We start from the raw sequence: 15705 nt of genomic DNA, 5'->3' as shown, positions 1-15705 counted from the left end.
TCTCTTATGGCCAAATCCATTCAACATAACGTGGTCTACGTTGCCTGCGGAAGCGGTTGCGCCTCCGCAGGCGGCGACGCCCACTGCAGCGAAGGCTGCATTGGCTGTGGCGCCTGCGTCACGGCCTGCCCCCACGGCGCCATTGCGCTGGTCGATGGCATCGCCCGCGTGGACCGCTCCAAGTGCACGGGCTGTGGCCTGTGCGGCATGGCGTGCCCGCAGCGCGTGATTGCCTTCGTCCCCGGCTACCAGAACATTCTGGTGCGCTGCAACAACACCGATAAGGGTGCCATTGCGCGCAAGGTCTGCGACACGAGCTGCATCGGTTGCGGTATGTGCGCCAAAAAGTGCCCTGCCGGCGCTATCCGCATCGAGGACAACTGCGCCCATATCGACGGCGTGGACTGCCTGTCGTGCGGCATGTGCGCCGTCGTCTGCCCGCATGGCGCCATCCACGACCGCACCGGCATCGCCGCCGGCGTGTAGAAGGGAATCACCATGGCACAGGAATTCACTTTTACCGTTAACGGCGTCGAGCGCACGACGACGCAGAACAAGCCGCTGCTGCGCTACCTGCGCGACGACCTGCACATCCATTCCGCCAAGGACGGCTGCTCCGAGGGCGCCTGCGGTACCTGCACCATCCATGTGGACGGTGCGGCCGTCAAGGCGTGCGTGCTGACCACCGCTCTTGCCGCCGGCCGCAACATCGTGACCGTCGAGGGCCTGCCCGAGGACGTGCGCGAGGCCTTTGTGTACGCCTTTGGCGCCGTGGGCGCCGTGCAGTGCGGTTTTTGCATTCCCGGCATGGTCATGGCGGGTGCGGCGCTCATCGCCGAGGACCCCGAGCCCACTGAGGAGCAGATCAAGTACGCCATTCGCGGTAACGTCTGTCGCTGCACCGGCTACAAAAAGATTATCGAGGGCATCTCGCTGGCCGCTGCGGTGCTCCGCGGCGAAAAGCAGATCGACGAGGACCTGGAGCGCGGCGATGACTACGGCGTGGGCAAGCGCGCCTTCCGTATCGACGTGCGCAAGAAGGTGCTCGGCGAGGGCAAGTATCCCGACGACATCGACGAGCTCGATCAGCCGGGCCTGACCTATGCCAGCGCCGTGCGCTCCAAGTATCCGCGCGCCCGCGTGCTCTCCATCGACACCTCCAAGGCCGAGGCCCTGCCCGGCGTGGTGGGCATCCTGCGCGCTGAGGACGTGCCGGTCAATCAGGTCGGCCACCTTATCCAGGACTGGGACGTCATGATCGCCCAGGGCGATATCACCCGCTGCGTGGGAGACGCCATCGTGCTGGTGGTCGCCGAGGACGAGGCGACGCTCGAGAAGGCCAAGAAGCTCGTAAAGATCGATTACGAGCCGCTGGAGCCCGTGCGCAACATCGCCGAGGCCAGGGCCGCCGACGCCCCGCGTCTGCACGACAGCTTCTTTGCCTTTGGCAACACGGTGGAGCTCAAGGACAACGTGTGCCAGAGCCGTCACGTGACGCGCGGCGACGCCGCCAAGGCGCTGGCAGAGAGCGCGTTTACCGTGACACAGCGCTTTACCACGCCCTTTACCGAGCATGCCTTCTTGGAGCCCGAGTGCGCCGTTGCCTTCCCGTACAAGAACGGCGTCAAGGTGCAGTCGACCGACCAGGGTGCCTACGACACGCGCAAAGAGTGCGCCCACATGTTTGGCTGGGATAGCGAGCCCGAACGCGTGGTCGTCGAGACCATGCTCGTGGGCGGCGGCTTTGGCGGTAAGGAGGACGTTTCGATCCAGCACCTGGCCGCGCTCGCCGCATATAAGTTCCAGCGTCCCGTGAAGTGTAAGCTCACGCGCGCCGAGTCGCTCGCTTTCCATCCCAAGCGCCATGCCATGGACGGTACCTTTACGCTGGGCTGCGATGCCGAGGGCAACTTTACCGGTCTGGACTGCGAGATCAACTTTGACACCGGCGCCTACGCGTCGCTGTGCGGCCCGGTGCTCGAGCGCGCCTGCACGCATGCCGTCGGCCCCTACAAGTACCAGAACACTGACATTCGCGGTTTTGGCTACTACACCAACAACCCGCCCGCCGGCGCGTACCGCGGCTTTGGCGTTTGCCAGTCCGAGTTTGCGCTCGAGAGCCTGATCGACCTGCTGGCAGAGAAGGTCGGCCTGGATCCGTGGGAGATTCGTTACCGTAATGCTATCGAGCCGGGCGAGGTTTTGCCCAACGGCCAAATTGCCGACTGCTCCACGGCGCTTAAGGAGACGCTGCTCGAGGTCAAGGATGCCTACTATGCGCATCCCGGACACGCCGGTATCGCCTGCGCCATGAAGAACGCCGGCGTGGGCGTGGGCCTGCCCGATGCCGGCCGCTGCAAGATTCGCGTCGAGAACGGCGTGGCTGTGGTCTATGCCGCCACGTCCGACATCGGCCAGGGCTGCAACACCGTCTTTTTGCAGGACGTTGCCGAGGCATGCGGCCTGCCGCTTCGCTGCATCGCCAACGGCGAGTGCTCCACCGAGAACGCTCCCGACTCCGGCACCACGTCTGGTTCGCGTCAGACGGTCGTGACCGGCGAGGCCGTGCGCGGCGCCGCCTTCCTGCTGCGCGATGCCATGCTTGGCATCGAGACCGGCAAGCCTGCGCCCGCCGCTCCCGTGAATGCGCATGGCGACGGCGTCAAGATCGAGTACGACGACGGTCGCGCCTATCAGCTGCACACGCAGGAGCTCGTCGCCGGCCAGGGTATGCATCCTCAGGATCCCGCGGCCGCCATCAAGGCGCTCGAGGGATGCGAGTTTGGCTACGTGTACCTGGAGCCGACCGACAAGCTGGGTGCCGACGTTCCCAACCCCAAGAGCCACATCTGCTACGGCTTTGCCACGCATGTGGTCATTCTGGATGATGACGGTCGCGTGAGCGAGGTCTATGCCGCGCACGATTCCGGCAAGGTGGTCAACCCCATCTCCATCCAAGGTCAGATCGAAGGTGGCGTGCTCATGGGTATGGGCTATGCGCTTACCGAGGACTGGCCGCTCAAGGACTGCGTACCCCAGGCAAGGTACGGTACGCTCGGGTTGTTCCGTGCGCCCGAGATTCCGGATATCCACGCCATCTACGTGGAGAAGGACGAGCTGCTGCCCGTGGCATACGGCGGCAAGGGCATCGGCGAGATCGCAACAATCCCCACGGCGCCCGCCGTACAGAACGCCTATCGCGCATTTGACGGCAAGCTGCGTCCCGATCTGCCCATGGTGGATACGCCCTACAGCCGCGTTCGCAACCGCGGGTAGGGTAGGGCGCGGACAGTCATTACTGACGAGCTGATCGCGCTCAGCATCAACTACATACGCTGCGCCTTTGGCCCCGGCTCCATCGCGAGCCGGGGCCTTTTGTTTGGAGCGGAAACTGTGTCCCAGATTTCGGCTCCAGAATGGGACGCACTTTCCGGAACAGCTCTCAAGCGGAAATTGCATCCCGGAATCAGGCCTCAGAACGGGACACGCTTTCCGGCGGAGGCCTCAAGCGGAAGCTGTGCCCCAGAATTGAGCCCCAGAGTGGGACATACTTTCCTGATCGGCCCTCAAGCGGAAACTGCGTCCCGGAATCGCTGCTCAGAATGGGTTGCATTTTCCTCCTGAGCCTCTGACGGAAACTGCATCCCGGAATTCGGCTCCAGCGTGGGACACGTTTTCCGGAACAGCTCTCAAGCGGAAGCTGCGTCCCGTTCTGAGGCTTGATTCCGGGACACGCTTTCCGCTAGGCCCGCCATCCGGAAAGTGCGTCCCGTTTTGAGCGTCCAGGCTGGGACGCGCTTTCCGTTGGCGTGGCCGTTGGGAAAACGCGGCCCAGATAGGGGGGATGCGATTCGGCGATGCGTGGCCTAGCGGCTCCTACAGGTCCACCTCGTTGAGCCATGTCGGCAGCGCGGTCTGCCGGATGCCTGCCGTCTGCAGCTTTTTGGCGAGCATTCCTGTCGAGCGGACCTCGTTCATGGTAAAGCGCAGCAGAGGGTGACCGTAGAGCGATAGGTGCGCCTCGCGCTGTCGTTCGGCAACGAGCGCCTCGGCGGTGGCGCGTCCGGCCAGCATGGTCTGGTCGGTATATTTGATGAGCCCGTCGAGCTCGCCCAGCGTGAGTTCCCGCGCCTGGCGCTCCCAGGCAAAGTCCGTTCGTATGGGCTTGGCCGAATCGAAGGGGTCCGTCAACTCGTATTGAAGCCAGTCGGGCGCAAAGCCCGTCTCGATCATGACGGCTCGGGCGACCGATTCCCCGCCGCTCTCGGCGCGGGCGTCGGCATATCGAAGCGTTGTGAGGGCGGTGCGAATCGCGCGACCATTGCGGGCAGTCGCTCGTTGCTCAACGGCCTCCATCAGCTGTTCCGGCGCAAGGCCGAGCTTTGAGATCGCCGAATCGGCAATGGGCATGCCGTCGGCAAAACCAGTTTGCAGCAGGCAATCTGTGGCCGTTTGGATGGGCGGCGTTACCGATATGCCGGCTCTGCGTATTGCTCCGGCCGGCTCAATCTGGTGTCGCTGAATATGTGCACCCGGACGAGCCGACGGCTTTGTCGAGCTGCAAACATGCACGACATTCAGGTGTCGCCACGAGACCTCGAGCCCCAGCAGGCAAGCTGCCGAAAACGAGCAGAACGTCCAATCGGGGTGGATGATCGCAAGGGCGCGAATAATCTCGCAATGACGCTGCGCCCGGTTGAGCTCATCCCAGCGCATTTTGCGCGCGAACAAACCCGGCATGGGGGAGACGACCGCGCTGCCGATGCGCCGAAGGAGCGCTTTTCGGATCGCCGCGCTCGGGGGAATCAGACAGCGCCCCTCTTGTTCGGCTTGAGTGAGCAGTTGGTCGATGAGCTGGTCATTGCAATGGGTCATGAGCTACCGCCTCCTTTTGGGTAGCAAAAACGTATCAGCTGGAACTTGCCGCTCAGCTGACCAAAAGCTGACCAAAATCTAACCATGCAGGTAGATGGCCTGTTTTCGGCGACATTTTTACATCCGAATCGGCGGGCGGTAATCGGCGACCTTGAACGGTAGCTAGATATGAAGTCTTGGTAAGTTTTGGGACGTGTACTTTTTTGAAAAAGAGCAATCTATCTGCTGTTTTGTGTTTCTGGATTGCATGTTTGAAGGCATGTGATAAGGGCTGCGGATCGTCGTCTTGTATCTGCGGAAACTGTGTCCCAGATTTCGGCCTCAGAGTGGGATGCCGTTTTCGGATCGGGCCTCAAGCGGAAATTGCATCCCGGAATGAGCGCTCAGAGCGGGATGAACTTTCCCAATGGGGCCGCAGACGGAAATTGTGTCCCGGATTCAAGCCTCAGAATGGGATTCGTTTTCCGGTAGAAGCTTCAGCGGAAAGTGCATCCCAGAATTCAGGCTCAGAGCGGGACGAGCTTTCCTGATGGCATGCTTGTCGAATTACGTTATAGCTAGCTATATTATAGGAAGGTATAATATAGCTAGCTATAACGTAAAGGAAGGATGGCCCTATGTTTATCGGAAGAACGGCGGAAATGTCCGAGCTCAATCGACTGTATGGCACGGGCTCCTTTGAGATGTCTGTGATTTACGGCCGTCGTCGTGTGGGCAAAACGCGTCTTATCACAGAGTTCATCCAAGGCAAGAATGCTATTTACTTTCAAGCTCGTCGTACCAATGCAGAGGCAAACCTGCACGGCTTTAGCCAGGCGATACTTGCGGGTTCGGTTGGTGCTGCAGGCGTGTCGTTTCGTAGTTTTGACGAGGCGTTCGATGCATTGGCCACCATGGCTCGAACGGAGCGTTTGATTGTCGTGATTGACGAGTATCCCTATCTCGCCCAATCGAATCCCGAGATCAGCTCGTTGCTGCAAGACAAGATCGATCACCTGTACAAAGAGACCAGGCTCATGCTGATCCTATGCGGCTCGTCTCTTTCGTTTATGGAGGAACAGGTGTTGGGCTACGAGAGCCCGCTATACGGTAGGCGTACGGCCCAGTTTAAGATCATGCCGCTCGATTTTACGACGACCCTCGGCCTGTGGCAGAGCATGAGTCGCGAAGACGCTGCAGTTTGCTATGGCACGACAGGCGGCATTCCTGCATATATCGAGAAAGTCGATCCTACCGTATCGCTCAAGGACAACATCAAGCGTCTTTTTCTTACTCCTACGGGCTATCTCTTTGAGGAGCCGAGTAACCTGCTGTTGCAAGAGTGCCGCAATCCCGAGCAATATGATGCGATCGTGCAAGCAATTGCTCAGGGGCGCTCGAAGATCTCGGAGATTGCGAGCTCTACGGGAATCCCTGCGAGCAACGTAAAGAGCTATGTGGATAAGCTGGCGTCGCTTGGGATTGTCGAGCGCGAGCTGCCCCTAAACGAGACGAGCAATAAGCGAGCCGTGTATCTGCTGAGCGACCAGATGTTTAGGTTCTGGTACAAGTTTGTGCCGCAGAACATCGGGCTAATCCAAAACGATATGGTCGAGATGGCGTATAAGCGCATTGAGCCGCACGTATCGGATTACATGGGTACGGTCTTTGAGCTTATATGCAGACAATACGTGTACGAACTCGCGCGCGCGGGCCAGCTCGATGTGGTTCCGGCGAGCGTCGGGCGCTGGTGGGGGACGGATAATCGCACGCATACGCAGGAAGAAATCGACTTGATTGTTGACGATGGCGAGGACACTGCGATGTTTGCGGAGTGCAAATGGCGCAATGAACCGGTGGGCGAAGACGTGCTGCAAAAGCTCGTGCACCGAAGCGAGCTCTTTAGGCGGCAACGAAAAAGCTATGCGCTTTTCTCGAAAAGCGGCTTTACGCAGGGATGTCGGGATGCCGCGGAGAGTAGGGGAGACGTCAAGCTGATCTCGTTTGCCGAGATGTGCGAGCGGAGATAACCAAGCGCGCTCTGATGTGATGCTCGGAATGGGTCGCGCTAAGGATGCCAAGCGTAAAACCTACAATAAAAATGGCGTAAAAACTACATTGAAAGTAGCGTAAAATCAGCATTGAGAATGGCGTAATTTCGCATATCGCGTGATAGGGAGGGACGGCCGTCTATGGATGCACCAAAGAGATTGACCCAAAAGGGATATAGGCCCCGGCTCATAGAGGAGCGCCTCGACACCCTTATGCGGGCGTTTGGCTGTGTGGAGATCAACGGCCCCAAATGGTGCGGCAAGACCTGGACGGCGCTCTCTCGCTCGGCGAGCGTCTCCAGGCTCGATGAGCCTGCGCAGCGCGCGGCGGCAGAGGTCGACCCAAGCCTGGCGCTCATCGGCGATGCGCCACACCTGGTCGATGAATGGCAGGAGGTGCCTGAGGTTTGGGATGCCGCCCGGCGCTTCGTGGACGCGAGCGGCAACGAACGCGGGACACTTTTGCTCACGGGCTCGACCGCGCTCAAAAGCGAGGGGCGCAGCCATGTTCGTCATTCCGGCACGGGTAGGATCGCCCGTCTGTCAATGCGCCCCATGACCCTGTGTGAGTCGGGCGACGGCGAGCCGCTCGTGTCACTGGCAAGCCTCTTTAAGGGCGAGGGTTTTGCCCCTCAGCGTCGCGAGAGCACGGTGGATGACGTCGCCCGCTGGTGCTGCAGGGGCGGTTGGCCTGCAAACCTTGGGCTTTCGGAAGAGCTTGCGCGAGAGACAGCAAGCCAGTACGTGCACTCGGTGCTCGACGTCAACGTGCTGGATGAGGGCATGTCGCCCGAGCTTGCACACGGCCTTTTGCGAGCTCTTGCCATGAACGAGAGCCAGGCTGTCACGTACAAGACGCTCATAAAGGACGCCTCGTACGGTGAGACGGGCCCCGACGAGAGGACCATCGCTGCGCACCTGGATCTCTTCAACAGGCTCAAGCTGACCGAGGACCTGTGCGGATGGGAGCCGCCCATGCGCTCGAAGGCCCGCGTTCGCGTGCGCCCCAAGCGCTACTTCTGCGACCCGTCACTTGCGGCGGCGTTGCTGGGGGCTACCCCTGAGCGGCTGCTTGGCGATATGCAAACGCTGGGGATGCTCTTTGAGAACCTCGTTCTGCGCGACGTGCGCGTGTTCCTTTCCACCTACGGCGGTGTCGACAACAGTGTCCATTATTTCCGAGATGAGAAGGGCCTTGAGGTCGATCTGATCGTTGAGCACGACGGGCGCTGGGGAGCCATCGAGGTCAAGCTGAGTGATGCGAAAGCAGACGATGGAGCGAGAAATCTCAAGGCGCTGGAGAGGAAAGTGCTCTCCAATCCTGCCGCCCAGAATGCCGCGCCGGCGTTTTTGGCGGTCGTGGTTGGAAAGGGGAGCATTGCCTACACACGCGACGACGGCGTGGCGGTGATCCCCATGGCGGCACTTGGGGCGTAGTGGTTTTGCGGGCGTGCCGTGCTTCCTTTACCGAAAATCCATTTGGTAAACCAGATGCTCGCGGATAGAATAAAGTTTACGGCAGCCCAAGTGGTGGAGAGCTGGGCAGCGCCGTTGCTTGGTCAAGAGGTCAGTGCCTTAATGGCAGCGACTTGTTATGCTTCGAATGCTGCTTGAGTGCCTCGGAAAGTTCGATAAGCGCCGTGAAGAGCGAGACCAAAGCAACCAAGAGCTCTACGAGCTCTGATGGGCCCGGGATGACCTCTGATTCAAGTCACCGGGCCTAAATCTTTTTCATGCATTTGAATAGAGCGGGCGACTCTCTTGGGGCCGTCTGCATGGCGTGTGATTAGCGCATGGTATTGCGCCCAGCTTTCATGTCCGCGCGGCCACCTATCCTTACGGCAATGTAGCCGCTTATGTAACAAGCGGCAAGCAACGGAGAAAGGCCCTAACCGTGTCAGCTGAAAAGACGCCGTGTATCTCGGCTATCGATACGACGAACTTTGCGCGCCAGATTGTGCTGGACTTTGAGTTTGCGCCGGTGCCAAAACAGCGCCAGCGCCGTGGGCTGCGCAATGAGATTATCGAGGTCGGCGCCGTCAAGCTCGATTACCACGGCAACGCTATGGGCGAGTTCTCGCAGTTTGTGCAGACGGAATTTACCGAAGGCGTTGCGTATCCCGTCCGCGAGCTCACAGGGATATCGGCTGTGGACACCGCGATGGCCGATCCGCTCTATGTGGTGATCAAAAGGCTCAGCGATTGGATTGGTCGCTACTCCGCCCAGGTGGTCTGTTGGAGCGGGGCGGACCATCGACAGCTTTTGACCGAGTGCCAGGCAAAGCATATCGACCTTTCCGCATTTCCTACGGACTGGGCCGACCTGCAGGCGTTTTAAACCTCGATCATGGACGTGGGCAGCCACGGGCGCGTCTCGCTGGGCGACGCGGCGGCGTGGTTTGGCATCGAGTTCGACGAGTCGACGGGCCACGCCCACAGCGCTGGCCGATGCGCGCGTAACCGCCAAGTTGCTCAAGCAGGCGATGGACGGGGACTACCGCGTGAGTCCGCGCGCCCAGGAAGTCCGCCAACGTTGGGGGATGGGCGAGCGGGCCCAGACACGCCTCTCTAGCAAGTGCCCCGAGCTGGGCGACCTGCTGCTGAAGCTGAAGGCGGCGGGAAGGTAGGGGCGTTAGCTGTCTGCATGGCGCGTGCCTGTCGCGTATCGTTACTCTTCCTGCTGCTTGGCAGGCAAGATGTAGACGTTCTCGGCGTCCACGGCGATCTGCGCGGGGCGGTTGTAGAGGGTGTCGATCTCCTTTACGCTCTGCTTGAACGGCGTGACGTCGGGCGTCTTTGCCTGATGGAGCTTTTCGAGGAGTTTCTCGGATTGCTTGTCGTTGAACTTTCCGATGCTCTCTCCTGCGCCTTCGAGCGCCTCGTCGATGAGTGTATGGTCGCCCACGGGGGTCTTTGCGATGGCGTGACCGAGCAATTTGCCCGCGGACGCGATACCGCCCAGCAGTGCCGCATCGACGGTGTCGACAGCCCCCGCTTCGAGTGCGTTGTAGCAGTCGGTGTAGAGCTCGCGGTACGCGATCGAATCAGCCTCGATCTTCGCAGTGGCGTCCGCGAGCTTTGCGGGCTCGAAGTTCTGGGCGAGCATGGGTTCGAGGAACAGCGAGAACGCGTGGATGTAGGTGGCGAGCTGGCAGTCTTTGAGGTAGTCGAGCACCTTGTCGAGGCGTCTGCCCAAGCCGTCTCGCACCTCGATGAACCCTTTCTTTTTCAGATCCGCCTGTGCCTGCGAGCGGAAGAGTTCCATGTCCTGCGCGGACGACTGCTTGATGTCGAGCACCTTCATATGGGCGTTTGCCATGTAGGTGGCGTTGCCGTAGTTGAGGCCGTAACCGTTGAGGATGTCTGCGAGCGTCTTGAGGTTGCCACGCATGTTGGCCTTGTCGCGCTGACGCATGTACTCGAACATTTCGTCGACGGACTCCTGGATGGAGTCGAGCTTTTGGTTTATCTGCGCGATTGCGGCTGCCATGAATAGCGATGTTGGATCGTAAGGCACCTGCGTGACGCTCGTGGCGATGTCGCCCTCGACTACGTGGAAGCGCGCCTGCCCAAGGCCCTTGGCGGCGTCGCGGTAGCCCCCTGTGAGACCGCTGCCGTCCTTGAACGTGTTGAGTTTCGACGGATCGAGCGGGTTACCATATTTGTCAGTCGCCTGGAGCAGCGTGGGCACGCTCACCGTGTTGGTGACGGTGCGAAACATCGAGGGGAGCGAGGCGAACGCCACGCCGAGTTGGGGAATTCGCTCGAGCGGTAGCTTGATGGCGCCGGAGACGTCCACCCGCTTCTGAGTGAGCGCGAGGTGGATTTTGGTCGATGCGAGCTGTTTTGCCACGAGCTCCTCTCGGCCGTCGTTCGCCGAGGGTTTGGTCTCGTTGTCTGCCATAGCGCGCTCCTTGCTTACGTTGATAGTCGTGGGCATTATCTCATCGCCTGGTGGCTTGCTAGAGCGGGGTAGAGGCCGAGCGTCTGGCGAAACTCGTTAACTGATTGCATTTCAGCGGATTGGGTTGATTATAAGAGAAGGACGGCTATCCATCTGCCCTTCCCAGTTGAGTTCGCTTTGAGCTACTGTTCGTGCTTATGCTGCTTGGGCTCAAGCCTTCTCGCTGCCGTGAAGCAGGCCGTGGCCGCCATGGCCAATGCGATGCTGGCCATCCAAGTGGAGTCGCCGGTTGCAGCGAGCTTTGGTTCATCGGCTGTCGTGCGTCCCGACTTTTTTGTAGCCGCCTCGTCGGCGTCCTTTTCAGGAGTGGCAGGATCACTTTTGTTGTCGCCGGGTGAATCTACGTCGGTCTTTCCGCCCGCCTGCTCCCCTTGGGCCTTCCCCTCCACGGTGAAGGACGCATCGGTCGCCGTCCCGTCCTTCCAGACGGCCGTGACGGTGTGTCCGCCGCCGGCGAGCGTGTCCAGGTAGGACGGCCTGAGCTCGATAATCGTGCTGCCCCTGGTTGCGGTGTAGTTCTCGGCGGAGACCTCAGTTCCGTCCACGAGGAGACGCGTGAACTCATCGAGAGGACCGCTGAAGCGGAAGGTCAGACCGGCCTCGCCGTCCTTTGCATACGCCTGCCCGTCGCCCTTGGTGGCGGCATACAGCGGAGCGGTCACGTCGAAGGTGACGTCCCCCGCGTCGTCGACATCAAAGGTCTGAACGCCGGTCTTGCCGTTACGCTCGGCGTAGGCGGAACTGTAGACGAAGGTCTCGTGGCCCGTCTTGTCGAGGACCGCGAGGGCTTGGATTTCAAACGAGCCCATCGAGAGCGACGTGGGGAACTCGATTTCGATATAGCCCCCTGCCGCATCGTAGCTGCAGCTCAACGTTTTGCGGGTCTTTAAAGAGTTCGGGTCCTCGACATAGCCGGGGTCGCCGAGGATCGGGGAGACAGACTTTACGCCGTCCGCGTCGCCTACATTGCAATAGATACGGAGGATCCCGCCGACGGGGACCCTCTTCGCGGAGATGGAAACGTTCGAGACCGTGGGCGGGTTCCGGTCGATCGCGCTGCCGGTCACCTCGAAGCACAGCTCGCTCGGGTCGCCAACCGAGAAAGTCGCGCCCGAAATGCCGTTGGCCCTGGCGTAGGAACTCTCGTACACATCGGTCTCGAACCCTAGGCCATCGGTGACCGAAAGGCCGATCAGCCTGTGCCTTCCGATCCTATTGCTGTCGAATGTGAGGTCAAACCCGTCGATAGACGAGCCTCCGTGATAATAGGCTGACGAAACAGAGCAGCCGTCGTCCGAATTCTCCCAGCCCTGCCGCAGTATGGGGGAAACGGAGCGAACGCCGTCGGCATCGGAGACGGTCCAAGAGATGTGGAGGTCGGCACCGGTTGCGACCTCCCTGCTCGAGAGCGACACGGAGGACACGGTCGGCGGGTTTTGGTCCTCGGGTCCCTCGGTCACCTCATACTCGAGGGGGTCGGTGGTGAAGGTCGGACAGTCGAGCCCCTTCTCCTCGGCATACGTCGTGTCGTAGACATCGGTAACCCATCCAAGACTATCGGTCACGCCGAGGCCGATGATCCGGTACCTGCAGGGCCGGTCGCTCGGGGAGGTGGAGATATCGAAGCCCGCGGTCGTGTTGCCGGTCGACGAGAAGGCGAGACGGGAACTGATTCCATGGTCTCCGGTATCGTTTTCGACAAGGACTTCGACTATGGGCGTGACGGACCGTACCCCGTCAGGGTCATCGACGCTATAGCCGACATGCAGCGTGGAGCCGGCCGTGACTGTCGTCGCGGATATCGTCACGTTGGAGATGCTGGGCGGGTTCGGGTCCGACGCGGCTAGGGCGGTTGAGGGCAAAGCAAGCGCTACGGTGGCGGACAGCGAGGCGAGCAGGCTAAGCGCGAAGCGCCTGGAGAATTTCAAGGAGGTCATTGGTGGTGCCGATCTTCCATAATTGTTGCAGCGATACCAGTATATCTTTGGCCCATGCTAGCCAGATGTTCTTTCCGCGAACGGCTCGTTAGTTTAGAGACGGCATATGGACGCCTGTCTCGTCCACGTTTCTCGTAAGGGCGATTATAAGGACATGAAGAGACTTTCTCGGAACAATCAATTGGGGATATCAAAGAAATGCTGGACGCCTCCTGATCGCTCAATGCCTTTGAGGTGAAATGCGGCGCATCGGCTACGTTGTTGAGATCATTTATCGAGCGATACGTCATTCCAGCTGAGGCCACCGTCATGAGGCTTCTGTTCCTACACCCCCCGCAATCCCGCGCGCGGCACCCAACAGCTCGTACTCCCTCTCGCTCCACTGGCACAGCTCGGCAGTCTCGACGGCGTCGCGACACAGGTCCAGAAACACCTCAGCTCCCTCGCAGAAGCACTCGCGGGCAAAGTCACCCGAACCGCTTGCGACGCACGTGCCGTCGGCAAACAGCTTCCAGCTAGACAGCTCGCGCGAGTCGTCTCCAAGCAGCTTGATCTGCAGTACGTGCGGGTCGCCGGCGGTGTAGAGCTCTTTCTCGAGCGCCTGCACGGTAAAGCGCATCTGGTGGGAGAGGCTGCTCTTGACCATGGCCGAGGCGTAGCCGTTCTGCTTGTCCAGAAGATGCATTCGTTTTGGCTTGGCTGCCAGGTTGTGGAAGTTGCGCTCGCTGCGCACAGAGAAATTGTCCATACGGACTCCTTTCATCGATGTTGGCAGGGCCACCGTGCCTTTTGGCCGGTTGGCGTCGGGATCGTGGAGCCAACTCTCTACCCCGACTCTGGATAAAACGTGCCCGCTCCTTGCGGGCAAGAGGAAGTCTATCAACGTGTACGGACTCAACGTGTACGGACAGAAATCAAGCGCCATCCGCGAAATGACGCGCGGATGGCGTTGGTTTCCCAAGTGATTATTCGGCTTTCATCCGGAAAAGTGTCGAAATCAGCCGTGTAAAAGTACGGAAAAGTGTCGAAATAGGCACCTTAAAACTTCGGAAAAGTGTAGCTGGATGACAAAACAGCACTTAGAAGCCGGTGCTGGATGCGGGATCCAGCGGCCGCCTTCAGCTCTCGCTACTCGTCGTCTCCGTCGTTGGGGTCGCCCTTGAGGGTGTTAATGTCCAGGTACTGGTTATCGTCCTCTTTTTGCTGGGTCTCCGACTCCGCTTGGGTGGGGCCGCGGAACAGCTGGAATCCCTCAAACGCAATGACGCCGAGCAGGGCAATGATAATGGCGATAAAGGCAACCTTGACAGCCTGCGGAAATTCCGAGAAACGCAGTGCCTTTTCCTCGGCGTAATAATCGGCGAAGCGCTCTTCGCCCGTGCTTTTGGTATACGCCGGCGCGGACGCGGCCTCCGGGTCATATTCCGGTGCAGGCGTGGCAGCGTACGGATCGTTGAGATAATCGCTCGATGCGGTGCCATAGTCCTCGGTCTCGATGCGACCGTTGCCAGCATAGTCATCGGAATAATCGGAATATGTCGCACCGCCCTCATAGTCCGCGGCGCTCGTGTTGGCGGCAAAAAGCGGGTTAACTGGAACGTCGAGCGCCGGCATGCCGGTAGAGGTCTCATCCAGATCGGCTGCAGCCCAGGAATCGTAGGCAACCTGACGGGCAACGGGCTCATCGAGCCTTGCGACCGGAGGCTTGCGTGCCGCAGGAACAGGCAACTGCTGGGCGCTGTACATAACGGTGCTGTCGGCCGATTTGCCTTGCGTTGCTGCAGCGAGAAATGCCGCCGTCTCGGACGGGTCGCTTGCGGGACGGGGAGCGGGTGTGGGCGCCGAAGTGGGTTCGGGCGTAGGCGCGGGCGTCGAAACAGGCGACTGCGCAGGAGTCGGCGCAGATGCGGGCTTAGGCGCAAGTGCGGGATTGGGGTTTGACGGGCGAGCCCCGCCGCCCATGAGTTCGTCGGCGGTCCACGGGCGATCATCCATTACGTCGTCAAGGCTCAGCGAAAACAGGTCGTCTTCACCCTCATCGAACATGCGGTGCACATGTCCACCAATTGCCGGAATCAATCCGCGACCGGTGCATGATGCCTTGCTCAACGCCATTCTGTTCCATCCTTTCGAAATACTAATGTCATCGATTATATGGAACTTCCCAAGCGGCTCGGTCTTGGATTCGTGCTTTCCAGAACTCGCGCCCAAAAGGGGAGGGCAATCCAGGCGAGTGCCTACTTGTCGCCGGCCGCCGCCTTGGCCTCATTGAGGTAGCTATAGAAGCTGTATTTGGAGATGCCAAAGAACTCGCAGGCGCGCTCGCTCGACTTGGAAATGAGGAAGGCGCCACGACGGTCGAGGTAGCCAATGGCACGAATGCGCTCGTCTTTGGTCATGAGCGCCGCGGGCTTGCCCACAAACTGCTCGCACTCGTGCAGCAGGTCCTCGAGCAGGTCGCCGATGTTCTTGGTAATGGGCTCGGGCTCGGTATAGCCCGTGCCGCCGGTGCCGGTAAAGGCATCGAGCGAGCGCTCAAAAGCCTTCATGAGCGTAATGTCAAAGTTGATGCCCAAAATGCCGACGGGCTTGCCCTCGTCGTTGCGGATAAAGATCGTCGAGGACTTGAGCAGCTTACCGTCGGTGGTTTTAGTGAGGTACGGCTCGCGGTCGTGTACATCGGTGGCGCCCTCGTGCATGGACTCAAACACGATATGGCTGGGGCCGTCACCCAGTTTGCGCCCGCTGACGTGGCCGTTTTCGATCACTACGATGGAGTGGTCCACGTCCTCGGTCTCCAAGTCGTGGACGACGACTTCGCAGTTGGGGCCAAATTGGAGCGCCAGGCCGTGTGCAAGGCGCTTATAAAACTCAATCTGTGCGGGGGTCATAGGTGCCT

Annotated in this window: 11 protein-coding genes and 1 riboswitch; of the genes, 5 read left to right on the top strand and 6 right to left on the bottom strand. The window is 60.2% G+C overall.

Going from position 1 to position 15705, the window contains the following annotated elements; genetic code table 11:
• Positions 1-6: 6 nt before the first annotated feature.
• Positions 7-486, top strand: a complete 480-nt coding sequence (locus AAAX36_RS07245; protein ID WP_349074881.1) for a 4Fe-4S binding protein — start codon at positions 7-9, stop codon at positions 484-486.
• A gap of 12 nt (positions 487-498) precedes the next feature.
• Entirely contained in the window at positions 499-3276 is a 2778-nt protein-coding gene (xdh, locus tag AAAX36_RS07240) for a selenium-dependent xanthine dehydrogenase (RefSeq protein ID WP_349074879.1), read from the top strand.
• A gap of 600 nt (positions 3277-3876) precedes the next feature.
• On the opposite strand, the gene AAAX36_RS07235 is transcribed toward xdh, so the two are convergent.
• Entirely contained in the window at positions 3877-4875 is a 999-nt protein-coding gene (locus AAAX36_RS07235) for a hypothetical protein (protein ID WP_349074877.1), read from the bottom strand.
• Between the two features lie 617 nt (positions 4876-5492).
• Between AAAX36_RS07235 and AAAX36_RS07230 the strand changes: the two genes are divergently transcribed.
• From AAAX36_RS07230 to AAAX36_RS07220, 3 genes are all read left to right on the top strand, one after another.
• Positions 5493-6884, top strand: a complete 1392-nt coding sequence (locus AAAX36_RS07230; protein WP_349074875.1) for an ATP-binding protein — start codon at positions 5493-5495, stop codon at positions 6882-6884.
• A gap of 252 nt (positions 6885-7136) precedes the next feature.
• On the top strand, positions 7137-8342 hold the full coding sequence (locus AAAX36_RS07225) for a DUF4143 domain-containing protein (RefSeq protein ID WP_349074873.1): 1206 nt from the start codon (positions 7137-7139) through the stop codon (positions 8340-8342).
• A gap of 457 nt (positions 8343-8799) precedes the next feature.
• On the top strand, positions 8800-9243 hold the full coding sequence (locus tag AAAX36_RS07220) for a hypothetical protein (protein WP_349074871.1): 444 nt from the start codon (positions 8800-8802) through the stop codon (positions 9241-9243).
• A gap of 330 nt (positions 9244-9573) precedes the next feature.
• Here AAAX36_RS07220 and AAAX36_RS07215 read toward each other — a convergent pair whose 3' ends face one another.
• The 5 genes from AAAX36_RS07215 to AAAX36_RS07195 form a co-directional block, all read right to left on the bottom strand.
• A complete protein-coding gene (locus AAAX36_RS07215) occupies positions 9574-10809 on the bottom strand; it encodes a hypothetical protein (protein WP_195445187.1) in 1236 nt (411 codons plus the stop codon).
• Positions 10810-10991: 182 nt separating this feature from the next.
• Positions 10992-12797, bottom strand: coding sequence for a hypothetical protein (locus AAAX36_RS07210; protein WP_349074869.1), 1806 nt, complete (start codon positions 12795-12797; stop codon positions 10992-10994).
• Between the two features lie 316 nt (positions 12798-13113).
• Positions 13114-13554 (bottom strand): hypothetical protein, encoded by a 441-nt coding sequence (locus AAAX36_RS07205; RefSeq protein WP_349074867.1) that lies wholly within the window; start codon positions 13552-13554, stop codon positions 13114-13116.
• Between the two features lie 8 nt (positions 13555-13562).
• A riboswitch (SAM riboswitch) is annotated at positions 13563-13653 on the bottom strand.
• A gap of 281 nt (positions 13654-13934) precedes the next feature.
• Positions 13935-14921 carry a hypothetical protein gene (locus AAAX36_RS07200; protein ID WP_349074865.1) on the bottom strand — a complete coding sequence of 329 codons (987 nt, stop codon included), beginning with the start codon at positions 14919-14921 and terminating at the stop codon, positions 13935-13937.
• 122 nt (positions 14922-15043) lie between these two features.
• Positions 15044-15697, bottom strand: a complete 654-nt coding sequence (locus AAAX36_RS07195) for a helix-turn-helix transcriptional regulator (RefSeq protein WP_089573552.1) — start codon at positions 15695-15697, stop codon at positions 15044-15046.
• Positions 15698-15705: the final 8 nt, after the last annotated feature.

Origin of the sequence: Collinsella sp. CLA-ER-H10, from assembly GCF_040092475.1 — a bacterium.
Lineage (GTDB): Bacteria > Actinomycetota > Coriobacteriia > Coriobacteriales > Coriobacteriaceae > Collinsella.
Note: the sequence above shows the minus strand (reverse complement) of the source record. Positions and strands in the feature narration are given on the sequence as shown.